General features: G+C 37.5%; 26 protein-coding genes. 6 read left to right on the plus strand and 20 right to left on the minus strand.

Annotated features, from left to right (window positions below; genetic code table 11):
• Positions 1 to 6: 6 nt before the first annotated feature.
• From NK356_RS17060 to NK356_RS17070, 3 genes are all read right to left on the minus strand, one after another.
• A complete protein-coding gene (locus NK356_RS17060) occupies positions 7 to 576 on the minus strand; it encodes a sensor histidine kinase (protein WP_185103721.1) in 570 nt (189 codons plus the stop codon).
• Positions 577 to 725: 149 nt separating this feature from the next.
• Positions 726 to 1,202 (minus strand): hypothetical protein, encoded by a 477-nt coding sequence (locus tag NK356_RS17065; protein ID WP_156106487.1) that lies wholly within the window; start codon positions 1,200 to 1,202, stop codon positions 726 to 728.
• Positions 1,203 to 1,356: 154 nt separating this feature from the next.
• A complete protein-coding gene (locus tag NK356_RS17070; protein ID WP_253317544.1) occupies positions 1,357 to 2,070 on the minus strand; it encodes a hypothetical protein in 714 nt (237 codons plus the stop codon).
• Positions 2,071 to 2,274: 204 nt separating this feature from the next.
• Between NK356_RS17070 and NK356_RS17075 the strand changes: the two genes are divergently transcribed.
• From NK356_RS17075 to NK356_RS17085, 3 genes are all read left to right on the plus strand, one after another.
• Complete coding sequence (locus NK356_RS17075; protein WP_034697235.1) at positions 2,275 to 2,910, plus strand: LysE family translocator; 636 nt, start codon at positions 2,275 to 2,277, stop codon at positions 2,908 to 2,910.
• 175 nt (positions 2,911 to 3,085) lie between these two features.
• Positions 3,086 to 3,949 carry an AraC family transcriptional regulator gene (locus NK356_RS17080; protein WP_034697236.1) on the plus strand — a complete coding sequence of 288 codons (864 nt, stop codon included), beginning with the start codon at positions 3,086 to 3,088 and terminating at the stop codon, positions 3,947 to 3,949.
• 89 nt (positions 3,950 to 4,038) lie between these two features.
• Positions 4,039 to 4,761 carry an FAD-binding oxidoreductase gene (locus NK356_RS17085; protein WP_034697238.1) on the plus strand — a complete coding sequence of 241 codons (723 nt, stop codon included), beginning with the start codon at positions 4,039 to 4,041 and terminating at the stop codon, positions 4,759 to 4,761.
• Positions 4,762 to 5,038: 277 nt separating this feature from the next.
• Here NK356_RS17085 and NK356_RS17090 read toward each other — a convergent pair whose 3' ends face one another.
• The 4 genes from NK356_RS17090 to NK356_RS17105 all read right to left on the minus strand — a co-directional run bounded on the left by NK356_RS17090 (position 5,039) and on the right by NK356_RS17105 (position 9,636).
• Positions 5,039 to 5,617 carry an NAD(P)H-dependent oxidoreductase gene (locus NK356_RS17090; protein WP_253317545.1) on the minus strand — a complete coding sequence of 193 codons (579 nt, stop codon included), beginning with the start codon at positions 5,615 to 5,617 and terminating at the stop codon, positions 5,039 to 5,041.
• Positions 5,614 to 6,636 (minus strand): saccharopine dehydrogenase, encoded by a 1,023-nt coding sequence (locus NK356_RS17095; protein WP_253317546.1) that lies wholly within the window; start codon positions 6,634 to 6,636, stop codon positions 5,614 to 5,616. The genes NK356_RS17090 and NK356_RS17095 overlap by 4 nt, the downstream gene beginning before the upstream one ends.
• Before the next feature lie 54 nt (positions 6,637 to 6,690).
• Entirely contained in the window at positions 6,691 to 7,257 is a 567-nt protein-coding gene (locus NK356_RS17100) for a Crp/Fnr family transcriptional regulator (RefSeq protein ID WP_034697242.1), read from the minus strand.
• Positions 7,258 to 7,866: 609 nt separating this feature from the next.
• The gene (locus NK356_RS17105; protein ID WP_253317547.1) at positions 7,867 to 9,636 is read right to left on the minus strand and encodes an aminopeptidase P family protein; all 1,770 of its coding nucleotides are present in this window, start codon (positions 9,634 to 9,636) and stop codon (positions 7,867 to 7,869) included.
• Positions 9,637 to 9,852: 216 nt separating this feature from the next.
• Here NK356_RS17105 and NK356_RS17110 point away from each other — a divergent pair, with 216 nt between their 5' ends.
• Positions 9,853 to 10,290, plus strand: coding sequence for a DUF6526 family protein (locus NK356_RS17110; RefSeq protein ID WP_253317548.1), 438 nt, complete (start codon positions 9,853 to 9,855; stop codon positions 10,288 to 10,290).
• A 200-nt stretch (positions 10,291 to 10,490) separates the two neighbouring features.
• Positions 10,491 to 11,597, plus strand: coding sequence for a DNA topoisomerase IB (locus NK356_RS17115; protein ID WP_253317549.1), 1,107 nt, complete (start codon positions 10,491 to 10,493; stop codon positions 11,595 to 11,597).
• 132 nt (positions 11,598 to 11,729) lie between these two features.
• Here NK356_RS17115 and NK356_RS17120 read toward each other — a convergent pair whose 3' ends face one another.
• From NK356_RS17120 to NK356_RS17180, 13 genes are all read right to left on the minus strand, one after another.
• Positions 11,730 to 12,620 carry a helix-turn-helix domain-containing protein gene (locus NK356_RS17120; protein WP_034697247.1) on the minus strand — a complete coding sequence of 297 codons (891 nt, stop codon included), beginning with the start codon at positions 12,618 to 12,620 and terminating at the stop codon, positions 11,730 to 11,732.
• Positions 12,621 to 12,797: 177 nt separating this feature from the next.
• A complete protein-coding gene (locus NK356_RS17125) occupies positions 12,798 to 15,044 on the minus strand; it encodes a TonB-dependent receptor plug domain-containing protein (RefSeq protein WP_253317550.1) in 2,247 nt (748 codons plus the stop codon).
• Between the two features lie 201 nt (positions 15,045 to 15,245).
• On the minus strand, positions 15,246 to 16,133 hold the full coding sequence (locus tag NK356_RS17130; protein ID WP_253317551.1) for an urea transporter: 888 nt from the start codon (positions 16,131 to 16,133) through the stop codon (positions 15,246 to 15,248).
• 280 nt (positions 16,134 to 16,413) lie between these two features.
• The gene (locus tag NK356_RS17135; RefSeq protein ID WP_034697250.1) at positions 16,414 to 17,115 is read right to left on the minus strand and encodes a hypothetical protein; all 702 of its coding nucleotides are present in this window, start codon (positions 17,113 to 17,115) and stop codon (positions 16,414 to 16,416) included.
• 139 nt (positions 17,116 to 17,254) lie between these two features.
• Complete coding sequence (locus NK356_RS17140; protein WP_034697251.1) at positions 17,255 to 18,043, minus strand: urease accessory protein UreD; 789 nt, start codon at positions 18,041 to 18,043, stop codon at positions 17,255 to 17,257.
• Positions 18,044 to 18,682: an urease accessory protein UreG gene (gene ureG / locus NK356_RS17145; RefSeq protein WP_034697252.1), complete on the minus strand. Its 639-nt coding sequence runs from the start codon at positions 18,680 to 18,682 to the stop codon at positions 18,044 to 18,046.
• A gap of 276 nt (positions 18,683 to 18,958) precedes the next feature.
• The gene (locus NK356_RS17150; RefSeq protein ID WP_253317552.1) at positions 18,959 to 19,651 is read right to left on the minus strand and encodes an urease accessory protein UreF; all 693 of its coding nucleotides are present in this window, start codon (positions 19,649 to 19,651) and stop codon (positions 18,959 to 18,961) included.
• The gene (gene ureE / locus NK356_RS17155; protein ID WP_034697256.1) at positions 19,644 to 20,153 is read right to left on the minus strand and encodes an urease accessory protein UreE; all 510 of its coding nucleotides are present in this window, start codon (positions 20,151 to 20,153) and stop codon (positions 19,644 to 19,646) included. The genes NK356_RS17150 and ureE overlap by 8 nt, the downstream gene beginning before the upstream one ends.
• Positions 20,143 to 20,790 carry a hypothetical protein gene (locus tag NK356_RS17160; RefSeq protein WP_253317553.1) on the minus strand — a complete coding sequence of 216 codons (648 nt, stop codon included), beginning with the start codon at positions 20,788 to 20,790 and terminating at the stop codon, positions 20,143 to 20,145. Before NK356_RS17160 ends, ureE begins: the two co-directional genes overlap by 11 nt.
• Before the next feature lie 113 nt (positions 20,791 to 20,903).
• A complete protein-coding gene (gene ureC / locus NK356_RS17165; protein ID WP_253317554.1) occupies positions 20,904 to 22,625 on the minus strand; it encodes an urease subunit alpha in 1,722 nt (573 codons plus the stop codon).
• Position 22,626: 1 nt separating this feature from the next.
• On the minus strand, positions 22,627 to 22,995 hold the full coding sequence (gene ureB, locus NK356_RS17170) for an urease subunit beta (RefSeq protein ID WP_034697259.1): 369 nt from the start codon (positions 22,993 to 22,995) through the stop codon (positions 22,627 to 22,629).
• Positions 22,996 to 23,006: 11 nt separating this feature from the next.
• Positions 23,007 to 23,309, minus strand: a complete 303-nt coding sequence (ureA, locus tag NK356_RS17175; RefSeq protein ID WP_034697260.1) for an urease subunit gamma — start codon at positions 23,307 to 23,309, stop codon at positions 23,007 to 23,009.
• Positions 23,310 to 23,463: 154 nt separating this feature from the next.
• Positions 23,464 to 23,829 (minus strand): hypothetical protein, encoded by a 366-nt coding sequence (locus NK356_RS17180; RefSeq protein ID WP_034697262.1) that lies wholly within the window; start codon positions 23,827 to 23,829, stop codon positions 23,464 to 23,466.
• A gap of 406 nt (positions 23,830 to 24,235) precedes the next feature.
• Here NK356_RS17180 and pruA point away from each other — a divergent pair, with 406 nt between their 5' ends.
• A complete protein-coding gene (gene pruA, locus NK356_RS17185; protein WP_034697263.1) occupies positions 24,236 to 25,861 on the plus strand; it encodes an L-glutamate gamma-semialdehyde dehydrogenase in 1,626 nt (541 codons plus the stop codon).
• Positions 25,862 to 26,170 lie beyond the last annotated feature (309 nt).

A 26,170-nucleotide genomic window follows, 5' to 3' on the forward strand; every position in this document is an offset into this window, starting at 1 on the left:
TTATTTTTATTGTATAGCCATACAGGCAATGAATTTTGTGCCTTTTTCAGGCTGTGTCTTAAGTTTATAAATTGCTTTAATTTTTTGTGCTCTGGACTGAATATTTCTCAGCCCAATACCTCCCGAATGCTTTTCTATGATAAATCCCCGTCCGTTATCCTCTATGGTTAATATCAAATAGTTCAGAGAGATTCTTAAGGAGACATCCACTCTGGTGGCTTCAGCATGTTTTAAAATATTGGTAATTAATTCCTGAATAATTCTGAAAAGGTTAAGTTTTACAGGATTACTGATGGTTGTCCTTATCGTCATATGGTGGAAAATAACCTCTATATTTTTATTGATCTGATCAAGATAATCTGCAATTAAATCTACCAGCTCAACCTCATCCAGATCAGGTGGCGTAAGGTTATGGGATAACTCCCGTATCAATTGCATTGATTTTTTTAAATCATGATTAAGATCTTCCGGTTTCTTATCATTGAGATTCAAACGGATAAGATTCAATTGTGAAATAATATTATCATGAAGTTCTTCTGCCAGCCGTTCTCGGTCCTGTTCCTGTAAAAGCAGCATATTTTCCCAATATTCATTTTTTGAATTCCGGACCAAACGGGAAACTTTCTGTTTATTTTTCCTTATGCTTTTTAAATAACTAATCACCAACAACGTAACGAATAATGTTGTTAAAGAAAACAATCCAATACCGATCCATATCCATACAACTATCTGATCCTGATTTTCCCAACGCCACATCCCAGATTAATAAATGCTATATAAAAAGACAATAGTAAGATCCCTCTAAAAAGCCAGATAGGTGCTACCCAACTCAGATGATTGCTGATTAAAAAATTAAAGGTAGTGGATATGATACATTCTATAGAAAAAAACAGGAAAACAAGGATGTTCACAATAAACATATCCCTGTCTGCTCTGCCTTCCCTAATGATTTTCATAAAATAAGAAGCGGCATAGCTACAAATAATAATACTGGTGATAATATTGGAATAAAAAGTAATCCGTGTATCGTCTTGCACATATAACAGATTAGTAATCAATGCCAATACAGCATAACAATAGATCATCCATCTTAATTTAAGGGAAAGCTGGATATAGTAATGGTTATAAATCACCGTAAGAATCATCAAACCAAAAAACTGACTCAATGTATAATTGTAGATATTGAGTGTATTTAATTTCATAAGCCGGTCCGTTAAGTCCGTCAGCTCCAGCATCAATTCTCCTGAGAGCAATATAATCACAGGAAGTTTTGTTTTGATCCCTTCTTTTATCAGTACAATCAATCCGGCACATAAGACGAGATTAATTATAATTTGTAAATACAGGGATAGGCTGTTATACGAAAACACTGGTGCTTTGCTTCAGAAGTTGATAATCATTAAGAGTATCAATAATCGTAAAAGGAGGCCTTGGTGTAGAATAATTTTCAGCAGTCTCGCTCATATGATTAATGGCCAGACTTTTCACTGTAATGATTTCGATATGATAAGGGAATCCGGAATCTTTTTTTTCCAGATCATCTGTAAGTCCAAAGAAACTGGTACATGTCTGCCCTTCTGTAATTCCAATATTCTCATAATCTGAAAACGGTATGGAAATCAATTGAAAAATATCTTCTGTTTTCTGAGCCTGCATCCAGGAAGTCCCAAACATATTCCATCTGAAGTTACGGTTAATGGCTGATTCAGCAGTAATGGGAGGAACATCTATCACAATATCATTGCTGCTTTCTATTTTTGATTCACCGAATTCTACTAAGAAATCTTTAACAAGAATGGTATTGAAATGAGCATCTTTATCACTTTTAGAATCAATGAGGAAAAATTTCAGCTTACCTTCATGAATTCCCACATAGGCATGAATCATTGGGAACTCCGTAGTTCCAAGATTTCTTTTCCATTGTTCAATGTCTTCACCTGAAACGCTGAAGTGAGTTCCCTGATTCAAATAATTCAAAATTTCTGCTCCATTTGTATCAATTCCGTTTTTGTAAGAATCAATAAGATGTTTCCATTTTCTGATAGCTTCAAAGATGTTTTCAGTAGTCATGATAATATTTATTTGTGAATGATAATTATTTTATGAGTTGAAATTTACAAAAAAAACAGACTGCTCTATTTTTTAAATCACATTCAGGTGGAAAATAAAATATAATTTGAAAAAAAATACTTTTTCTTGTGTCTCTGATAAAATTAAACCGGAAACACCCCTTATCTTTGCACCGGAAACCTCTTCATTTAAATATGTACTAGCATGATTCCATTTCACGAGCTTATATTTTTCATTCTGGCCGCACTTATTTTAGTAATCAGCCCTGGTCCCAATATGATTTATCTGATTTCAAAGTCTATAACGCAGGGAAAAAAGTCCGGGTTTATCTCATTAGCCGGAGTGGTATGTGGATTTTTATTCCATATCATCATGGTTTCATTTGGTCTTACAGCTGTTTTGCTGGCTGTTCCACTTGCTTATACCGTTCTTAAAACCCTGGGAACTGTCTATCTTTTATATCTTGCTTATCAGGCTATCAAACCTAAAAGCAGAAATATTTTTGATGTTGACAAAAATGTTGCTCATGATAGTCCCAAAAAGCTTTTCACCATTGGTTTTTTAACGAATGTACTGAATCCGAAAGTGGCTGTGTTTTACCTGTCTTTCTTTCCTCAGTTCATCAAACCAGAGTATGGTTCGATATTTACCCAAAGTCTGGAACTTGGGATCATTCAGGTTCTGATCAGCTTCAGCATCAATTTTATCATTGTATTAACAGCTGCAAGAGTTGCCTTATTCTTTTCCAATAATCCGATGTGGATAAAAGTTCAGAAATGGTTTATGGCCAGCGTATTAACCTATTTAGCCATAAAAATGGCATTTTCAAAAGCAAAATAAAATCCGGAACAGGTTTCTTTCTGTTCCGAATTCCGGTGTATATTCATATAAAATCTGACTTGAAGAAAGCATCATGGTTATGCACTGCGAATTTGAGATTAATATTCCGGATGTAAAACCGTGAAAATACGTAATTTTACCGTTGCGTATTATCCTCATCACAACAGGTTTAAAGATGAAACAGACCATTCCCACTTATGATTTAAACGGCATTACCCATCATCAGTTCCATGTCAAAAGGATGGATAAAAGGACTCATGATGCCGAGGATATTCTTCTGGACAAAGGCATACACCGGGACAGTCATTACATTTTCACCTGCATGGAAAGTGGTCATGTAAGAATGATGGTTGATTTTAAAACAGTTGAAGCCAGAGAATCCACTATTTTCTGTGTATTGCCGGGACAGGTACATCAGGGACTTTTAATGAAAGAGGTCTGCGGATGGTTTGTGGCGGTGAAAGCAGAACTTGTTCCTGACACAGTACGTTCTTTTTTCGACGAATCGTTGGGTGAAATACAACCGCTGCCTATGGATAAAAGTCTTGTCAAAAAGATCAATACTACAGCAAGTCTGCTTCATGCTTCCTATACGAACGAAATGCTTTCCACTAAAGAAGGATTTCTCGTCGTTCAATCACTGCTTAATGCTTTTCTCGGAATGTTTGCTCTGATGTATTCCCGGAAGAATATTTCTCCGGCGTCAGATGAAAACCGTGCCTTACAGCTATCCAGAGCATTCAGAATTTTGGTTCGGAAAGATTTTAAAACCATGAAAAGTCCATCTGAATATGCTGCAACTTTGAATATCACAAGAGGATATTTAACAGAAACCGTTCGTGAAGTTACAGGAAAACCTGCACAACACTGGATTCATCAGGAAATTTTGATTGAAGCCAAAAGATTACTTGTCTTTACCAATCTGAGTATAAAAGAAGTGGCTTATGAACTTGGATATAGTGATCATACTTATTTCAGCCGTTTATTTTCCAAACTGGAAGATCAATCTCCATCAGAATTCCGGAATCAGCACCAATAGAGAACTAACCCCGAATAGTCCAATTAATTCCCCGAAACCGCTATCGGTATTTTCTGATTTTGCAACGTCCTTTGCAATAAAAATGATTTATGCCAAGCCTACCAAAATGGATCAATGACACCGTAGAAAATGTTTGGTCCTCCAAATTTAAAGAATGTACCGTTAGCCATATAGAACAGATTACAAATGATCTTCGACTGATACGCTTTGAAACTGAATTACAGGATGTTCCTTATGAACCTGCCTATGCCATTGGAATAAGAATCAACGACAGGGATTTCAGGAATTATTCTCCTTTTAATTTTAACAAAGAAGCGGGAACTTTCGATGTTTTATTTCATTTGCATGATATGTCTGCTGCCGGAAGTAATTTTGTAACCAGACTGACAAAAGGAAATTCTATCAAACTTTTAATGCCCAGAGGAAAACAATTCTTTTCTTCCAATGCAAAAATTCATTTTTCTGTAGGGGATGAAACTTCTTTGGGAAGCTCACTTTCCATCAAAGAAGCTGTAGAAGAATGTGGTTCCCTATTTATTTGCCTTCATGAACTGGATGAGTGTTCTGCTCTTGAAAAGCTTAATTTATATGGATACCATAGTCCTAAAAACAATACCATGAGAATGATTGAAGCTTTGAATGACTTTCTGAGAGAAGAAAAAGAATCTATTTCTGATGATGAAGTTGTGTTTTATCTTACAGGAAACGGAGAAAGAATGTCATTAATCAGAAAATTTCTTAAAGCCAGAGGTGTATCACCAAAATGTATCAAATCACAAGCCTATTGGATTGAGGGCAAAAAAGGATTGTAAAAATGGGAACAAGAGTATTTACTTTAAACTTGTTTAAACTTTTGTTTATTGAACCATTAAGATTGTATTAAGATAAGCTTCGCTTTAAGTTTAAAAATCAGAATGATTCATCTTCATTATACTTTATTTCTTAATCCTTCTTCATGGTTTTAATATATATCCTATATTTTTTGATAAGTTTAAATAATTTCTTTAATAATGAAACTTTATCTGATAATAAAAACAATTATTACCGGATAAAGTTATCATTGCTCAATACCTAGAAATATTGTGCGGGTTATTTCTGTTTCCTTCCTAGTTCCTTCACTTTTCTCAACCATTTGGAACGCTGCTCCTCTTTAGAATTTCTGATAATTCCAATATAAGTCACCTTCACCGGCTTTACCCCACAATATTCAAGGATAGATTTTCTAAGCTGATTCACACTGGGCCTGCCAAAAAACAAGCGGTAATACCATCCCGGCTGGTCTAATGTAGTTATTATATGGGCTGTTTTACCTTTTAAAAGCTTGTCCCACCAGACAGAATTTTCCCGATATTTATAAGCCATTCCCGGTAAGAAAAGGCGGTCTATAAATCCTTTCATCAGAGCAGGAAATCCTCCCCACCAAACCGGATGTATCCAAACCAAATGATCTGCCCACTGAATAATTTCCCAAGCTTTCAGCAAATCCGGCTCAAGCTCCATTCTTTTCTGATATCCAAACTGTAAATTGGGATTAAAGTTTAAATCCCTTATCACGATTTCCTTCACTTCAGCTCCTGCTTCTACTGCTCCCAGTCTGTAAGCTTCTGCAACCCCAAAATTGAAGGAATCTTTATTGGGATGTCCGTTGATAATGGCTATTTTTTTCATGATTTCACATTAATATTGATAGAATCGTAGGCGTTAAGTTGTGCCATTAATGATAAAGGTTCATGCAGCTGATGGCTGAAATACACCTTGTTTTCATGAGGATTTCTCAACAGTTCTTCGGTGTGCAGAACAGCAGATAAAGCGGTTAATTCCGCCTGCCCTTTTTCGCTCTGCAAACTCAGTTTCTTTTGTCCTGACTGATCATCAACTACAATTTCAAAGACTGCCTGATCCCCATTACCACTGGATCCAAAAATCATTTTTCGTTCTTTTAAAGATAAAATATTGTAGATTCTGAGATACTGAAAAGAACCCAACAGCCAGGTAATGAATTTTGAATTATAGGTCATCTTTACACTCACATCAGAAATTCTTTCCACTTTGTTGAGAATATACAGATCCGGCACATCAAAATTATAAGCACTTCTATGCCCAATTCCATAAGAAAAATTGAAGGTTTCAGTATCCAGGAAATGTCTGATTGAAACCGGTTTGTCATTCTTATAATGAACAAAAGGAACGGCTACATTTTCTGCCATAAAGTGAGCCGAACTCTCGCCTGCAAGATCCTTTATGGAATAATAGACAAAGAGTTTTACTTCATTAATATCTCCTGAATCCGAAAGAATATTAGCCAATCCCGGAACAATCCCGCCCATCCATCCTGAACTGAAGACAATTCTGCTATTGATGTCTGATTTCCCTGCAATATCGTAAGCTTTCACCAAAGCCGGAGTAGGTTTTGTAATATCCAGATAATCTATTTGATGGTCAATGGCAAAACGAAGTACATTGTCTTCTTTATCGTTCACAGAAAGAATGATGAGGTGTATCTTTTTGTCGGAAATAATTTTAAAAGAGGAAGGGTCTGTAACATCAATCTTCAGGTCTTTATCTGTTTTTCCGCCTTTTCTTCCCCCAATAAAAACAGTAACATGAGGATTTCGTGATTTCAGGATTCGGGAAATTGTTTTTCCAACCAATCCGTTTCCACCAATAATCAGAATATTTTGCTCCATAACTTTTTTTTGACAAAAGTAGAGCGCTGCTGTTTCAATAAGCAGGACAAATGTCTAAAAAGAAATTTCCTTTCTGATACGGCTCAGGTGTCTTTGGGTAATGCCAAGATAGGAAGCCAGGTACTGCAATGGAATGTTTTGAATATAATCAGGATGATTCTTTACTAATGTTTCGTACCGTTGGGCTGCGCTGTTTCTCTGAAGCTGAAAAAACCGTGTTTCAAGTTCAAGATATTCCTGCTCTGCAATAATCTTTAAAAATTTCGTCCAGTTTATGCTATTCTTCACCAGTTCATCTACCGCTTCTTTTTTAATAATAATCACCTCAGCATTGGTAATAGCCTGCATACTTTCTTTACTGGGACATCCGGATACAAATGAGGAATAGGCAGCGATCATATGATTGGGAAACCGGAAGCAATACGTCATATCTTTTCCTTCATCAGAAGTATAAAAAGAACGGAAAATACCAGACTTCACCAATCCTACTTCCTTACAAAGCTCTCCTTCCTGTATGAAATAATCATTTTTACGGATAAGCCTGAACTCAGAAAATTTCAAAAATTCTTCAATTTCGTCTTCTGAAAACAGATTAAAGCTTCGAAAATAGTCACGTTCCATGATATCAAATAAGTTTCAGCGAAAATAAATAAAAAGAAGGAGGCAATGTTGTTTATAAACGCAAAGTTTTAATTTTTGCAGAGTTTTAATGTAAAGAGGGCAAAGACAGAGACCGTCTCAAAAGTGAAATAATTTGGTCTATGTCATTGACTACGTCGAATCTTCGATTTCTGACGAAGGAAGAATCTCATTAATAACAAATACATGAGATTCTTCACTACATTGTTGAACTACGTTCGCAGACCTTCAGTCTGTGTTCAGAATGACACTTTTGTAGCAGTCACTTTTTAAGTAAGAGCATATTGATAAAATTCAATTAATAACAAAAAAAAATCATCTCAGGACGAGATGATCTACCGTTTTGAATTTACTTGAGTTATTTATGAAGATATGAATGATGTTTTGTTGTAACAAAGATAGGTGAACCCTATTTTTTACGCATCAGTGGAATCCCTAGAATTATATCCGTAAAAATACGGTTGTATAAAAAGAAAAGCCCTGAAGGAAATACCTTACAGGACTTTTGGATTATCTAACAATATTCAGTTTAATGTTTACCATTCAAGGTGTAAAGTTATGATTTCCATTCACTTTCCACCATTGATTGTATTAAAGAGGGCTTACCAGTTGAAGGAACCATTCTTTAACTTCTCCTTCCAGGTATGGAGCAAGCTTTTCCTCACATGTTTTATGATAACCATTCAGCCATGCGATTTCGCTTTCTGAAAGGATCTCTTTCACTACTGTATCTTTGAAGAACGGGCAGAATGTTAATGTTTCAAATTCATAGAATGTTCCGTGAATTGTTTTTTCTGCTTCTTTTACGGCAATCAGGTTTTCGTGACGAATTCCATAGTGTCCTTCAAGATAGTAACCAGGTTCATTTGAACATACCATTCCAGGAAGAAGTTCCTGAGGATTCAGATCTTTTCTGATGCTTTGCGGCCCTTCGTGTACATTCATGAAGCTTCCTACCCCATGTCCTGTTCCGTGGTTGAAATCTTTCCCTTCCATCCATAGCGGAAGTCTTGCAATGGCATCAAGGTGTACTCCTTTTGTTCCTTTCGGGAATTTCACCATAGATAAACGGATTAGTCCCTGTAATACCAATGTTGAATTTCTTTTAAACTCTTCCGAAGGGGTTCCTAAGGCAAAAGTTCTTGTAATATCTGTAGTTCCTTCAAGGTACTGACCTCCTGAATCTACCAGGATAGTTTCCTCATTGGTCACTTCTTTGCTTCCTTCTTTTTTGGCAGAATAATGCATGATAGCACCATTGTCTTTATATCCTACGATAGACCCGAAGCTTTCTCCTACAAAGTTTTCACCTTCTGCACGGAAACCTCTCAGTTTTTGTCCGATAGAATATTCATTCATCGCTTCTTTTCCTGCATTGTGCGTTAGCCAATAAAGGAATTTCACCATTGCTACTCCGTCTCTTACCATTACTGTTCTGAAACCTTCCAGTTCAGTTTCATTTTTCTGAGCTTTCATCAGGTTACCAGGAACCGGAGCTTTGATAAACTGATTGTCAGTTTTTAATGTTTCAAAAATCTGTTGGTTGCTGTTCGGAGAAACCAGAACTTTTTCGTTTTTGAAGGTCTTCAGATAATTGTAGAATTCTTCGTAAGGCATCATTTTTACAAAGGAATCATCCATTTGTTTTCTGGCTGCCACTTCCATTTTTTCTAATCCTGTGAATAAAACAGCATCATTTTTAGTAATCACAATATATCCTAAGAATACAGGATTGCTTTCTACATCACTTCCTCTCAGATTCACTGTCCACGCCACATCATCAAGACTTGATATAATGTGTACAGTAGCCTCCTGCTCTTCCATTTTCTGACGGATCGCAGAGATTTTATCGGATACTGATTTCCCGGCTCTTTCTATCGGATGTACGAAAATAGGATTAGCAGATGGAGTTCCTCTGTCTTTCCAGACTTCTTTTAAAAGCGGAGCATCTGCCAGGGTAATATTTTTGGAATTGAATTTTTGAGAAAGCAGTTCCCAGTTAGCATGAGAAGCTGCAACTGCATTTACTGCCACTTTACCACCAGCTGGAATTTCTGAAATAATCCAGTCGATATAATTGGGAGTTCCTTCCATTCCATCTTTGAAAAGATCAATTCCGGAACCCTCCAGCTCAATAGCAGCTTGTGTAAAGTATCTTCCATCTGTCCAAAGTCCACCTTTATCTTTGGTAATCACCACGAAACCGGCAGAACCTAAGAAACCTGACAGCCAAGCTCTCTCCTGCCATTCTTCAGGAAGGTATTCGCTCATATGCGGGTCTGCAGAATATACTATAAATGCATCAACATTATTTTTCTGCATTTCTTCACGAAGCGCAGCAACTTTTTCCTTTGAAGTCATTCTTTTTATTTTTAACCACCGAAAGTTACAAAAAATTTGATGTCGGAAAGGTAAATCTACCCGCTATTTTGCTTAATAATTCTTTATTGTTAAAGAGGTCTAAAAAAAATCAAACCACTAAACATATTTAATAAAATAAATCATTTTTAAGTAAAAAAAACTACCACATTATCAAAATAATAAATTTTTGGAAGGATTATTGCTGCATTCTACTTCATGAAACAGCAAAACTACAATAACCACAGAAAATTTTATCCGCCACATCATTTTATTTATCTTCCATTGCTTATTATATTGGAGATTTTAGGAATTTATAAAATCTGGGATGATCCCGGAAATCAACTGATCTGGTTACTGTTTTCTGTCGTGATTTTTTTGCTTTTTTATCTGGCATTTATGACAAGGCAGCATTATGCACTGGGACTTCAAAACCGTATGGTAGTTCTGGAATTTAAACAGCGTTATTTCGAGATTTTCAATAAAAGATCTGATGAAACTGCTGAGAAACTGAAATTCGATCAGATTGCTGCATTGAGATTTACTTATGATGATGAATTCAAAGAGCTTTTATACAGAGCGCTTCATGAAAACATCTCAGGAGATGAAATTAAAAGGTCTATCAAAAAATGGAGAGCTGACCGACTCCGAATTTAGCACACCCACAAAAATTGACACCTATGAAAAAATGGAGCTTTTACAGTATTACAATATTAATGTTGTTGACACTTACAAGTTGTGAAGCCGTAGAAACGATTTTTAAGGCAGGAATGTGGTGGGGAATAATCTTAGTCTGTGTGATAGTAGGGATTCTTTTACTGATTTTTTCGAAGGGTAAAAACTCTTAACCATGTTTTATGGAGAAGAATACAGATTTGGAGATGATTTCTCACCTTAAGCCTTCAAAAATTGTTAAAATAATGAAGGACCCGGAAGCTTCTGCAAAGGCGGTACATCTCGTATATACCACCGATGCAGAAACCGCCGGAATTATTCGAAAAAAAACCGGAAAGAAATATTCCTATTATAAAGATGGGGAGAAAATAAAGGATAAAGAAGAAATTACAAGGATCAATAAACTGGTGATTCCGCCTGCCTGGGAAAATGTATGGATCTGTGCTCTTGATAACGGCCATCTTCAGGCAACAGGCTTTGATGCCAAACAAAGAAAACAATACCGCTACCATCCTCTTTGGAGCGCTCTAAGAAATCATACAAAATTTTACAGAATGCTTCAGTTCGGGTATGCATTACCGGACATCCGGCTGCATGTAGAACAGGATCTTGCTCTGAGAAATTTTGAGAAACGAAAAATTCTGGCCTTAATTGTAAGCCTTATGCAAAGAACCAATATCCGTATTGGAAATAATGTATATGAAAAGCTGTACGGTTCTTTTGGTCTTACCACGTTAAGGGATAAACATGTAAAAATAAACGGGCAGAAAATCACTTTTTCTTTTAAAGGAAAGAAAGGTGTCATGCATCAGATTGACCTCAGGAGTAAAAGGCTGGCAAGGCTTATTCAGAAATGTAAGGATATTCCCGGGAAAGAACTTTTTCAATATTTCGATGATGAAGGAAACCGTCATTCTGTAGATTCCGGAATGGTGAACGACTATATCAAAGAGATCAGTGGCGAGGATTTTACAGCTAAGGATTTCAGAACATGGTCCGGAACAGTAAGTGCCCTGATTGCTTTTAAAGAAATCGGATATGCGGAAAATGACACTGAATATAAAAAGAAGGTAAAAGAAGCCCTGGATATCGTTGCAGAAAATCTGGGAAATACATCGGCTGTCTGCAGGAAATATTATATTCATCCTTTAGTCATCAACCTTTATGAGAATAATACCATCAAAAAATATCTTGATGAACTTGAAGTTATAGAAGAAAATGACGGAAAATCTGATCTGACGAAAGAAGAAAGATTGGTTCTGAAGATCCTGGAAAACGAGAGAATGTAGGGAACCCAATCAATAGTGAATGGTGAATTTGCTTCGCAGTGAATTTTTTATTCTATACTTCATCAATTCATTGACTATTCACTTGCGCAGCAAAAATTGACCATTGACATTACACAAATTCGATTCTTTATATCAAACTGAAATCCTACTGTTATTCAAAAACTGGATTCTATATTCCTTTGGTGTAATTCCTGCAATTTTTTTGAAAAGCTGGGTAAAATGGGATGCGGTATGAAAATTCAGTTCGTAGGCAATCTCTGCAATATCTTTACTGGAGTGAAGTAATGCTTTGCTGTAATTGATATCAATCTCATTGATCCATTGTTTTGGAGATTTTTGGGTTACTCCTTTTACACACTTATTCAGATAACTTTCTGTAACGGACAGTTTATCAGCATAAAAAGCCACTCTCTTTTCCCCTACATGGTATTTAAACAAAAGATCACGGAACTGAAGAGACAGTTCCATCGGACGGGTTGCAGATTTGTGATGATTGTCAGAATCTGTGCTGAGCATTTTGATTAAAATAAGATGAAGCATTGTCACTACTACATCATTAACATTGAGGTTATTCAACCACAATTCCTGTTCCATGATCGGGAGAAGCTGAGTAATGGTACCATAGGTCAGGCTGTCAAGATTCAGAAAAGGGGTCATGAAAAAGATACTGCTTTTATGCTTGGGCAGTTCCTGTTCAGACAGAATATTATTTTCATAAGCAAGGAAGAATCCTTCAATATCATCTGATAATTCAACAGTTGCAGTAATTGTTCCCTGCTTAATAAAGATCACGCCTCCTTTTTCAGCATGATATTCTTTATTTTCAAGATACTGTCTGATATGGCCGTTGGTAACGAAAATAATAAAATTGAAAGTGGTACGATACGGAATCACCGGCATCAGAATGCCTTTAAGATAATTTTCTATCCGATACAGCTGTATATCAGCATTGTTAGCCAATATCTTGTCCGCAATATTCGGAAGAAAAAGCTTTTTATATTGAAAATTGGATAATACTTCCATATCCTTGTTATGATTATTTAAAGTTATACAAAATATTTTAAAGCAAAGGAGGCAAGCAAAAGAGTGAAAAAGCTAAAGTGTAAATAGTAAAAACCCCGAAACACGTATCCCAAAACACATAATTTACTCTCTTCAACCCTTCTACTCTCAAACTCTCTCACCCTCTCACTCTCCTCTTTAGAACTTATAATACACTCCTACTCTCACTCCAAAAGGACTTCCCGGGGTATAAGTAAGATCTGTAACAGGTTCTGCTTCTCCTTTTAACTGCGTTTCTGTGGCAAACTGGGCTTCGTTCCATTTTACATTGAAAAGATTGTTCAGCTGAACATTTGCACCCCATTTCTGGCGGTTATAGGAAAGCATCAGATCATTAACAAAATAAGCTTTCGTTCTGATGCTGTTATCTTCTACAGCGGGTCTCGCTCCCAGATATCTGTACTGAAGCCCCAGAGAAAAACCATTCAGGAAATCCCAGTTGACAGAGCCTGTACTGGTGACTACCGGAGCCAGCGGAACGTAGTCCTGACCTTTTTCTTCTTCGGTAAATCTAGCGTGGGAATAATTGATATCTGCATTCAGATAAAAGTTTTCCAACGGCTGGAAACGAACGCCAAGATCTGCCCCGAAACGTCTTGATTTTCCGGAAGGTTCTACCACAGCATCATCGCCTACATACACAAATTCCTGCTGGAGATCCATATACCATAATGCCGGAGTAATAATCAATGATTTGAACGGGTGTAATCTTACCCCGAAATCTGCACCTATAGAGTATGGAAGGGTATTTTCATTCTTATTGGGAACGACCACTCTCAGATCATTGGAGTGAAAGCCCATTCCTGTTTTCAGAAACCACATCACATTGTCATTCTGAGCATAAGAGAAATTCAATTTTGGACTCAACCTTGTTGCTTCTTTTGACTGTCCGGATGGCAATTGTTCCACATCCAGCAGATTGTGCATATTAAAGATAAAATGATCCACTCTCAAAGCCGGATTGATCGTCCATTTTCCGGTTTTCCATATTAATCCTGAATAAGCATGAAGATTAGTTTCTGTTCCCGTCACATCTGATAATCTGTCCAGCAGAAGATCTCTGTGATACACGTGATTAAGCTGTAAGGTATTAATATCATCATTTCTTAATCCGATTCCTGAAGTCCAGTTTAAAGAACTGTTGGCCAAGGAAAAAGTCTTTGTATACTTTACTTCGGCTCCATAAATATTTCTGCCGTCAGTCTGCTGAATTTCATCACCATGCTCTTTATCTTTTAAATTAAAGGTAAAATCAGAATACAGGTTGAAATTGTATTTTGAATAGAAAGCCATTGCATCAATCTGCTCAGAAGGAGAAATAATGTGTTTGAAATTCATCTGAAGGTTTGTTCTGGAAGTTTTTCCACCTTCTGTAGGGTCTATACTTCCCCATCTCCCAATAATTCCTTCGTCTACGGCACGTTCCGGAATTTGTCCGGAAGCATTCCATGAAGAATTGAATGTTGAGAACTGGATGTTGAAATAGTCTTTATCCGTAAGCCACTGGTTGTATTTTCCGAAGATATTGACTCTGTTAAAATTCTGTTTTACATCAAAAGGGCCGTCTGTATAATTGTATTCTGCTGCTATGTAAGCATTTTTTCGTCCCAGATCATCATGCAGAATATTGAACATTCCCAATACTCTTTTGGAGTTGAAAGAACCTCCTTCCAGTTTAACCATACTGTTTTTCAATCCATTGTAGGTCTGAAAATCTACATATCCTGCTGTATTAAAGTCCCCACGATCCATGTAATAGGCTCCTTTTCCAAAATCAATATTATTAACGGTTTCAGGAATTACAAAGTGTAAATCAGAATATCCCTGACCGTGGGCATGGGAAACAATATTTACAGGCATTCCGTCTACATTAACGCTTACATCAGTACCGTGATCGGCATCAAATCCTCTTAGAAAAAGTTGTTCGGCCTTTCCTCCTCCGGCATGCTGTGCAATAAACAGTCCCGGAACTTTCCTTAACAGATCCTGCGCTGAGCTTACCGGAAACTTGTTCAGATCAACCTTTGTAATAGCAGACAGAAATGAACTGTGATTGATGGCTACTTCAGAAATCTGAAAAGGTTTATGCTGTAAAAAAATAACTTTATTTTTATCATCATCATTGGTCACCACCCATTTTACCTCATCGTATCCCTGACGGCTGATTACAAGGGTATCAGGAAGAGATTTTACAGGAACGGCAAATGTTCCGTCTGTTGCAGTATGGGTATGGCTGTTTCCGTGGTCGTATTTCACCAAAACATCTGCAATGGGAAATTTATCATCTGCATCTTTTATCAGCAACTGTTTTTCTGCTTCCTGCGCCATCATTTTTCCACTGAATGCCATAGCCAGAAATACGGCTGCTATTTTTGTTATTTTCATTTTTTAGTTTAATTATATTTAAATTTTAGAAGTTAGAAACTAGAGGTTAGAGGAATATCAATAGTGAATTTTGCTTCGCAAGTGAATTGTCAATCATTGTGAAAAAACTTTAAACTTTAAACTTTAAACTTTGAACTTTAAACTTTGAACTGTCTCACTCTCAAATCCTCACCCCCTCCAACTCTAAGACTCTCTAACTTTTTATTTTTTTGTTTTAAGAAATACTTTTTGAATCAAAAGCGTAATCCATGTTCCCACTACAAAGGGGAAAGTAAATACTCCGCCCACAATATCCAGGCAATGATTGTCTATTAACAGGTCATCAATGGCAATGGTGATAAGAACAGCAATCAATACCCATAAACCATCCGTTTTTTTAACTCCGGAAAAAACGATAGCGGAAAGTACTGCGTTAAAACCAAATAATCCCATGTGTATTTCTTTGATAGGTTCTCCGTTCAATTGTGATAATCCTGCGCCCAAAATAGAGGCTGCCAATCCATATAAAGCGGCCACCGGAGAGCTAATAAAAACAGCCAGGAAGAAAATAATCCCGGAAAGTACTCCTCCCTGAAATATCACTTCTCCAAAACCATTGGTACAGGTAAGAAAGTCATCATATTCTGAAGGAATTACTTCACTGCTTAGCATTGCAGAAGGTGGAATATGGGTAAAGTGATGCAGTGCAAATACCAACACCCACGAAATAATGATGAAAGGAAAAGTAAACACCGGAATTTTCTTTTGAATAAAGAAATGCTGAATAACAGCAGCCAACGCTCCACCCAATACAATAAGAACCCAGATCAGTACCGTTGTCTGAAACAGAAAAGCCAACGCTACTCCCACCAGTGCTGCACTGAAACCATAAAGTCCGGCGTTGATTTCGGATTTGTCATAATTAAGCTTCATTGCAGTGAAAGTTCCGGCTGCTGTTGAAAGCAATACTGCCACTCCACACTGCCAGCTTCCCATAAAGATTCCTATCAGAAACAGAAGTCCGGTCCATCTGTTTTCCTGGAGCATAATCTGCCCGATTCCTTTTAAAACATTGTCTATAAAGGGGAGTTTTTTGAAAAATTCGTCCATAGTTTTTTTAATTTGTATTAATGCTTGTGGATATTAAGATAAGAGACGGATAGATGATAGACGGATAGATAATAGATGATAGATGATAGATGATAGACATTGGAGGCAGAGTCAATTTTGCTTCGCAAGTGAATAGTGAATTGTCAATTATCAGTGAAAGGATAACAACCTTGAACTTTAAACCTTACTTTAAACCTTAAACTTTAAACTTTAAACTTTAAACCTTAAACAATTCATCTCTCAAACCCTCTTACCCTCAAACTCTATCACTCAAATCCCGCTACCATCCAAGAAAGACCATTCCCACACCGCAAACGGTTACTACTGCTCCGCTTACCACGCCCATATATCTTTCCAGTTTTTCTGTATTGAATAATGTTGAGTATCCATAACGTCCCAAAAGAACCATCCCAAGCATCGTCAACACGGTTGTCGCTGTGAAAGAAGTTACCAGTACAGCAATTTCTGACATTGAATGTTTTACTCCTGAATAAAATAATAAAGGAATCAACGGCTCACTTGGTCCCATTACGAAAATCATGAACAGAACAAGTGGTGTTACTTTTATTCTTTTTTGAGGCATTACGATTTCACTGTGATTATGTTCGTATACGTATACATCGTCACCCATCACATCAAAATGTTTATGCGGTTTGTTTCTGATCGCCTGGATAAGGCCGTATACCAGATATACTCCTCCAAAGATCAGCAGTGCCCATCCTGAGAAATTTCCTCTGATATCCTGAAACCAGGAGATTTTATTCAGCTGCCATCCCAGAAAAACTCCGATAAAACCTAAGATCAGAGAACTGAACACATGTCCGAATCCACAGATAACGGTTAAGATGGCTGTTTTCATTCCGCTCCATTTTTTGGATTTTGAAATCACAATGAAAGGCAGATAATGATCCGGCCCTGAAGCTGTATGTATAAAACTTATTGAAACGGCACTCAGAAGAAGCGCCCAAACTGTACTGTCCATTTTCTATTATTTACATTGTTCTATATTAAGTTTTGGCTAAAGCCAATGGAAGATTTCTTTTTGTTAAGCGGGCTTTAGCCCGCTTCTATTGAATATAAGAATCCTTGTCAAGGTTTTGAACCTTGACAAGGGTCTCCTTTTACTCCAATGACCAGAGAATCTCCTGAATATGCAGGAAGAAGTTGTACATCATTTCACCTCCGTGTCCTAAAGCTCTTACCACAAAACCATTGTCTTCCATTGCAGAAACACCTACTTCCATTTCTTCATGATATTGCGCAGCGGCTTCAACGATCTCCTCTATCAATCCGTTTTTATCTACATTTTCTTTTGTACTGTAGAAAATCAGAGTTCCCTGATGAGTATATTGTTCCAGGTTTCCGATACTGCTGATCGGGATCATATCAGGTTGAATCAGAACATTATCTTTTACCACAAGCTTATTATTGTGATAGATTTCCATCACATTCTGAAAACGTTTCAGCTTAAAAACCTCTCCATAATGTTTTCTCCCACAGGTAATGATCTCGCTGATGATGATCTGACTGTTTTTCCCGATATGAATATTTGCTTTACTCTTAAAGTTAGAATCTTCGTGAGGAACAATGGGATGAGGAACATAAGCGAAAGAAGTTTCATCTTCCATAGAAACATTGAGCTCCTGAAGCGCTTTGTCCTGCATATTGAAAAGCCTTTGGTAGGACTGTGACTGCAACTGCAGCGCTGCTCCTTTTTCAAGGGTAACCTCCAAATGATAGTGATCTCCATCCAGAATTCCCGGAGAGGAGCTCATCACCATCTGATAGAGCTTTTTGTCACTTTTTCGCTGTCCTACAGAAACTACTCTGAAAGGAAGTGAGACATAAAGGTCTTTCACATAGGATTCTCCTCCCTTGAATCCTGCAATAATTTTTAAATGACTATCCATTTATCTTACCAAATTCGGTTCTTCAATTTCTTCTAAAAGGGCATATTTTTTAATCCAACCTATTACTTTATCCAGTCCTTCATCTGTTTTCAGGTTGGTGAACACGAAAGGATTTCCTTTTCTCATTCTTCGGGCATCATTCTCCATCACTTCAAGGCTGGCACCTACGTGAGGGGCAAGGTCAATTTTATTGATGATCAATAAGTCTGATCTTGTAATACCAGGACCTCCTTTTCTAGGAATTTTTTCTCCTTCTGCTACGTCAATGATGAAAATAGTAACATCTGCAAGGTCCGGGCTGAATGTCGCTGAAAGGTTGTCTCCACCACTTTCAATCAAAACCAGTTCGATTTCCGGGAAACGTGCAGCCAACTCGTCTACCGCTTCAAGGTTCATACTTGCATCTTCACGAATAGCGGTGTGAGGGCATCCTCCTGTTTCTACTCCGATAATTCTGTCATGAGGAAGAAGACTGTTTTTAGCCATAAATTCAGCGTCTTCTTTGGTATAAATATCATTCGTGATGACTCCAAGATCATAAGTCCCGAATAATTTTCTGCTTAAACGTTCCAGTAATGCAGTTTTTCCTGAACCTACAGGTCCTGCCACTCCTACTTTTATGTATTTTCTATTTTCCATTTTCTTTATTTTTTTTTAACGCTATGAGCGCTAAGTTTTTTGATTGTGAATATTTTTCGATCGCAAGGGCGTTTTACTCAGCAAAGAGCACCTTGTTTCACGTATATTTTTTTATTAATTGAGAATATGATAAAGGGAGCAAAGGCATTTCATTGAGCTAAGAAGCACACCGCTCACCCAGTCATAAATCATTCATTTTCTTAGCTTTACAAGCTTTATTCATCACTTCCCCTTTCCTCCCTTTTATCTTTTTACTTTTACCTTTTTACTTTTGTCTTACGACATATAAAGTCTTGAATACAATCTTTCATGCTGCATACATCTGATATCAAAAGCGGTATTACAAAGTCCCACCATATCCCTATCCAACTCCATGGTTTCCCAGACTGTCTTTTCCATTACGGGATATAGTGAGAATAAAATATCTTGTCCGTCCAATTGCCCAAGGGGAACTAATTTTACAGCATTGGTAATCATTCCCGCAACCGAAGTGTAATAGAACCCTAAAAGGGCTTCATACAAAGGAATTTTCATTAAATAAGCATACACTCCGAACACAATACAGTAATGAGAATTGGCTTCTTTATGCTGAACAGCTTTCTCAAAAGCTTCCATAAAAGGAAAACTTTCTCTTCTTTTGAAGATTTTAATCAGTCTGAGTCCCAGTTTCTGGCTCGCCTGGCGAATTTCCTTTGGACATTTTATCGCATTACATTCATTGTCGAGAAGCAATAATGTTTCTAAATCACTTTTTTCTGCCGCTTCATAAGCCTGTTTCACAAAAGCTCCGTCATTGAATTTAAGATTGTACTGAAGCATATTCTGTACAAATTCTTTCGCTGTTGCCAGATCATGGACAATTCTTTCCTGCACATAGGTTTCAAGTCCGTTGGAATGAGTATAGCCTCCGATGGGAAGTGTAGGATCTGCAAGGTGAAGCAGTCCTGACAGGAAATTTATATTATTCATCTTTCGGAGCAGCCATTTTTAGAATTTTTGTAAAAATTGTGGAGCCCAGACTGCCGTGTCCATGAGGTTCTACATTAGATTTAAGAAGATTCAGCAGTTTCACAGATTGTTTCTCCGGTTTGAAACCACTTGCCTCCAGCCATCTGAACATCGGCATTTCGAAAGGGAGCAAAACTTTGTCATTCTGAATGAAAAGCGGAATATGTTTATTCCCAATCTCATAACATACCGTACCCATTTCCAGCAGCGAAGCTGGTGACATCACAATGGCTTCTGTTTCCAGAACATTGATTGCAATTATTTTTTCTGCATCCTCAAAAAGAATATCTCCTTCACGTAATCGTTGTCCTTCTCTGAGAAATTTGATGGCAATATCAATTCCCTGTCTGGTTTTTTTACGCTGGATTCTTTTGGTGGTTTCAAACCATTCCAGATCAAGATAGTCAATGGTTTTCTCCGAAGGATTTTCAGCAAGATTGCCTATGATTTGATTAATTATCATTTTTGGATTTTTTTCTGAAGTCTAAGTTTTTGGAGATTCCCACCCCGAATGTTGAACCACTGATTCCTGCTACATAGCTTTTCGTCCAGCCTTCTTCTTTTGTTTTAGTCTGAAGCATTGAAAGTTCTGCAAATTTGAATTTCAGTGCCCAGCCTCCTCCTAATACGATTCCGATCAAAGGATAGGCACGAAGACGGAATCCGTTAAAATTCTGCATGGCATCCGCTGCTGTTGAAAGCTGCTGTCCCCAAACATAGTGGGCATCCACCTGACCAATCAACACAAAATATTTTCCAAACATTACTGAAGGACTATACCAGATTCCTGCTTCATTTTGTTTGTATACTACATTGTGGTCAACAGTATTCTGCGAGTAAGCATAATTAACTCCGATAAGATCATTATTATTGATGAAGTATCCTACTCCAAGTGGTGCACTGGAAACGGTACTGCTGCTGCTTGACGGTGTTGTAATTTTAGAATAGTCTAATGAACCATACACCATAAACTGTCCTTTTGGTCCGTCTTCATCACTTTTAAGCCTGTGTCCACCCAGAAACTGGGCATTCAGATGTCCTGAAAGCATAGACACACCCGCTATGGCAAGAGAAAAAACTGTTTTATTTAAATATTTCATTCTAAACTTAGTTCTATAATTGTTTTACAATATGGTCTGATAAATCTTTTTTTGTTGTTAAATAAACCTAACAGGTTTTTGAAACCTGTTAGGTTTTATTCGTAAAATTTATCTTAGAACAAGTAATATAGCTGTGTTAAAGGAAGTGTTTCTGCCGGTTCACAAGTGATGTATTCGCCATCCACTGTTACTTTATAATTTTCAGGATTCACTTCAATTAAAGGTGTCTTATCATTATGGATAAGATCTTTTTTACCAATATTTCTACAGTTTTTCACCGGAAGAATCATTTTTTCCAGTTTATAAGAAGCGATTGTTCCATTGTCGATAGAAATCTGAGAAACGAAGTTCGCGCAAGTACCAAACTTAGCTTTTCCGTGAGCTCCGAACATATTTCTGTAGATAATTGGCTGAGGTGTTGGAATAGAAGCATTGGGATCTCCCATTTTAGCAGCAATAACAAATCCTCCTTTTACAATCATTTCCGGTTTTACTCCGAATAATGCGGGTTTCCAGATTACTAAATCTGCTAGCTTTCCTTCTTCAAGAGAGCCTACATATTCTGAAATACCATGTGCTATAGCTGGGTTGATGGTATATTTAGCCACATATCTTTTTGCACGGTAATTATCATTTCCACTATCTTTATCTTCAGCCAGATCACCTCTCTGCTCTTTCATTTTGCTCGCTGTCTGCCATGTTCTGGTGATTACTTCTCCTGGTCTTCCCATCGCCTGAGAGTCTGAACTCATGATACTGAAAACACCCATATCGTGAAGGATATCTTCTGCTGCAATGGTTTCAGGACGGATACGTGAGTCTGCAAACGCTACATCCTCAGGGATGTTTTTGCTCAAATGATGGCAAACCATTAGCATGTCTAAATGTTCATCAATGGTATTGATGGTGTAAGGACGTGTAGGATTGGTAGAAGCTGGCAATACATTCGGATACATAGCAGCTTTAATAATGTCCGGTGCGTGACCTCCACCTGCTCCTTCTGTATGGAAAGTATGGATTACCCTTCCGTTGATGGCTCTCATGGTATCTTCCAGAAACCCTCCTTCATTCAAAGTATCCGTGTGGATGGCCACCTGAACGTCATATTTATCGGCTACTTTCAATGCGGCATCAATGGTTGCAGGAGTTGCTCCCCAGTCTTCATGGATTTTCACTCCCAAAGCACCTGCTTCTACCTGTTCTTCAATAGGTTCTTCAGCTGAACAGTTTCCTTTTCCGAAGAAACCAAGATTCATAGGATATTCTTCTGCTGCTTCCAACATTTTCTGCATGTTAAATCTTCCGGGAGTAACCGTTGTAGCATTTGTTCCGTCATTTGGACCTGTACCACCACCAATCATTGTGGTAATTCCGCTGTAAAGAGATGTTTCAATCTGTTGAGGGCAGATGTAGTGAATGTGAGTATCAATACCTCCGGCTGTTACGATATACCCTTTTCCTCCGTGAACTTCAGTTGAAGCCCCGATAATCATATTAGGACTTACACCATCCATCGTATCAGGATTTCCGGCTTTTCCGATTCCTACAATCTTTCCGTCTTTGATTCCGATATCTCCTTTTACAATTCCCCAGTGGTCAATGATTACGGCTCCTGTGATACAAAGGTCAAGCACGCCTTCGTCTCTTTTAGCAGTAACATTTTGTCCCATCCCGTCACGCACGGTTTTTCCTCCTCCGAAAACGGCTTCGTCACCATAATGGGTGAAATCTTTTTCGATTTCAATGATAATTTCAGTGTCTCCCAGTCTTATTTTATCTCCGGCTGTAGGACCTAATATATTGGCGTATTGTTTTCTGTCTACGTGTAAGCTCATCTTAATGATTTTTAAAGTTTAACTCTTCAACTTTTGCAAGGCTTACTTTTTTCTGTTCTTCAGAATCTACCTGCCCATCGACAAGATTATTGAAGCCCATTGCTTTTTTGGTTCCTCCTATTTCTACCAATTCCACTTCTTTTTCTTCACCCGGCTCGAAACGCACTGCAGTACTTGCTACAATATTCAGTCTCTTTCCGAAAGCTTTTTCACGGTCAAAACTCATCGCTTTATTAACTTCGAAAAAGTGAAAGTGTGAACCTACCTGAATAGGTCTATCTCCGGTATTGGTTACTTTTATTTTTACAGTTTCTCTGCCTTCATTGCAGATAATTGTACCTTCTTTTACAAAAATTTCTCCTGGTATCATAATCAGTAGTATTAGCGGATTGGATTGTGTACGGTTACCAGCTTAGTTCCATCAGGGAAAGTAGCTTCAATCTGAACATCATGGATCATTTCTGAAACGCCTGGCATCACATCTTCTTTGGTAAGAAGGTTTGCTCCTTCCTGCATGAGTTCAGCTACTTTTTTACCATCTCTTGCTCCTTCAAGCAAAAAGTGACTGATCAGAGCTATTGATTCCGGGTAGTTTAATTTAAGGCCTCTTGCCTTTCTTTTCAGAGCGAGTTCGCCTGCCAGAAATAGCATAAGCTTCTCCGTTTCTCTCGGTGTTAAGTGCATAATATTTTTATTTAAAATTGGACAAACAATATCCGGTTCACCTCTCCGTAAAGGCAAACAGACATGTTCAAAAATGTAAATTGGGAATGATTTTTATGAGTCTGTACTCATGAGAATACAAACCATAGCAGATCATTTAAAAATTAAAAAAGAATTAGCAGCCCGCTATCTGCAGGGAATGATACAGAATGTATCTTGGTGCTGTAATATAAATGCGGTTTTGAACGGCCGCAACCTGTGTATTGTAAGTGTAACCTGCAAAGAAATAGTGCAACCACTGCTGTGCAAGTATTGAGTAATCAAATTTTACTTTCTCCCAGTCATTGGAATCCTGCACATCCTGGACATCTGAAAAACTATAGATTTCAGGTTGTGTTTGCTGATCAGATTTCTGTTGTAAAAGATGAATTTTTGAAAGGACATCAGTGTATGATTGAGTTTTCCCTTTATGTGCAAAAAGACCTGCACACAACGCTGAGAAAAATATCACAAAAGAGAAAAATAAGACTCTTTTTTTCATACCTGTTAATAATGGTGTAAAATTAGAACAATCTTATCCCTCCGGCTATCAAAAAAATTATTTAAAATGTTCAAAATCGCAACAAATGTGAATTTATATAATTTTAACACTCCTCTATAAATCCTTTATTTACAGCAATTAATAACTGTTTTCAAACTATGACAAATATTTTATTGTCCTAATTCCTATAATTATAACAAAACGATGCATTTTTTTCCAAAAGCTAAAGAATTATCAAAACATACCAGGATTTAACAAAATCTATCACCAAAAAAAGCTTAAATATCATCAGAAAACTCATTTTATATTTTATTTGACAAAAACAGATGGCATTTTTTCTTTCTTTATAATTATTGTAAATTTGTATACACATCTTATTTAATTTAATAAAATAATAAAACGTAATATGTCAAAAGCAATTTCGCAAGTACCATTAGCGGTAAACGAGCCTGTAAACTCATACGAACCGGGATCTCCGGAAGTTAAAAGCCTTATCGACACGTATAAAAAAATGTGGGCTGAAAAGGTAGAAATCCCAATGATCATCAATGGAAAAGAAGTAAAAACTGAAACAAAAGTACAGCTTCAGTCTCCACAGGATCATGCTCATGATTTCGGGTTCTACTATCAGGGTGGTATGCAGCATGTGGATGACGCTATCAACGCGGCATTGGCAGCTAAACAGCAATGGAATGAACTAGGCTGGGAACAGCGTGCAGCAATTTTCTTAAAGGCAGCTGATCTTTTGGCTGGTCCTTACAGAGATGTAATTAATGCAGCAACAATGATCGGGCAGTCTAAGAATGTACACCAGGCTGAAATTGATTCTGCTTGTGAGTTCATCGACTTCTTAAGATTCAATGTAGAGTTCATGACAGAAATGTATGCTGAGCAGCCGGTTTCTGACAATGGAATCTGGAACCGTGTTGAATACAGACCATTAGAAGGATTCTGCTTTGCGGTAACTCCGTTCAACTTTACTGCAATTTCAGGAAATCTTCCGACTTGTATGGCAATGCTAGGAAACGTAGTGGTTTGGAAGCCGTCTGACAAGCAGGTATATTCTGCAAAAGTAATCATGGATGTATTAATTGAAGCGGGTCTTCCTGCAGGGGTTATCAACATGATCTTTACTGATGGAAAGGAAACTGCTGAAAAAGTATTGGCTCACCGTGACTTCGCTGGTCTTCACTTCACTGGTTCTACAAAAGTATTCCAGGGAATGTGGAAAATGATCGGTGATAATATCCACAACTACAGAACATATCCAAGAATCGTTGGAGAAACTGGTGGTAAAGACTTTGTTATTGCTCACCCTTCTGCTAACGTAGAAGCTGTAGCTACTGCATTGGTAAGAGGAGCTTTCGAATATCAGGGACAGAAATGTTCTGCAGCTTCAAGAGCTTATGTTCCTAAGTCTCTTTGGGCTGATGTGAAAAAAGTAATGGAAGCTCAGATGAGCACCATCAAAATTGGTTCTCCGGAAGATACTTCTAACTTCGTAAACGCTGTAATCGATAAGAATTCCTTCGAAAAATGTAAAGGATATATCGACAGAGCAAACGCTTCAGGTGAAGCTACTGTAGCTATCGGTGGTAAAGTGGATGATTCTAAAGGATGGTTCGTACACCCAACAGTAATTGAAACTACAAATCCTCAATACGAAAGTATGGTAGAAGAGATCTTCGGCCCAATCCTTTCTGTATTTGTATATGAAGATCAAGACTGGAAAGAGACTCTTAAGTTAGTAGATTCTTCTTCTCCTTATTCATTGACAGGTTCTGTATTCTCACAAGACCGTTACGCAATCAGCGAAGCTTACAAAGCTTTAGAGAATGCATCTGGTAACTTCTACATCAATGATAAACCAACGGGTGCCGTGGTAGGACAACAGCCTTTCGGTGGTGGTAGAGCTTCAGGAACTAATGATAAAGCAGGTTCTAAAATGAATCTTCTAAGATGGACGTCTGTAAGAAGCGTAAAAGAAACTTTTGTTTCTCCAAAGAACTACAAATATCCATACCTAGGGTAATTAATAAGTAATGAGTAATAGGCAGTGAGTAATTGTTGTCTGTTCTTTGAATACAGCCTCGGAATTTCGGTTTCGGGGCTTTTTTGTGGGTGCGAGTTTCGGGGTGCGAGGTGCGAGATGCGGGATTCGAGGTTTGAGAGTTATAGCGTTTGAGAGTATGAGAGTATTTTTGGTAATAAAGTATTTTTTGGACTACGATCAACATTAAACGTTAAACTCGCATCTCGAAACACGCACCCCGAAACCCGATCCCCTTACAACCTAACATCTTTTAACAAACTTTACCGATATTTTACGATTCTTCAGGCC

Origin of the sequence: Chryseobacterium sp. S0630 (assembly GCF_024158915.1) — a bacterium.
Classification (GTDB): domain Bacteria; phylum Bacteroidota; class Bacteroidia; order Flavobacteriales; family Weeksellaceae; genus Chryseobacterium.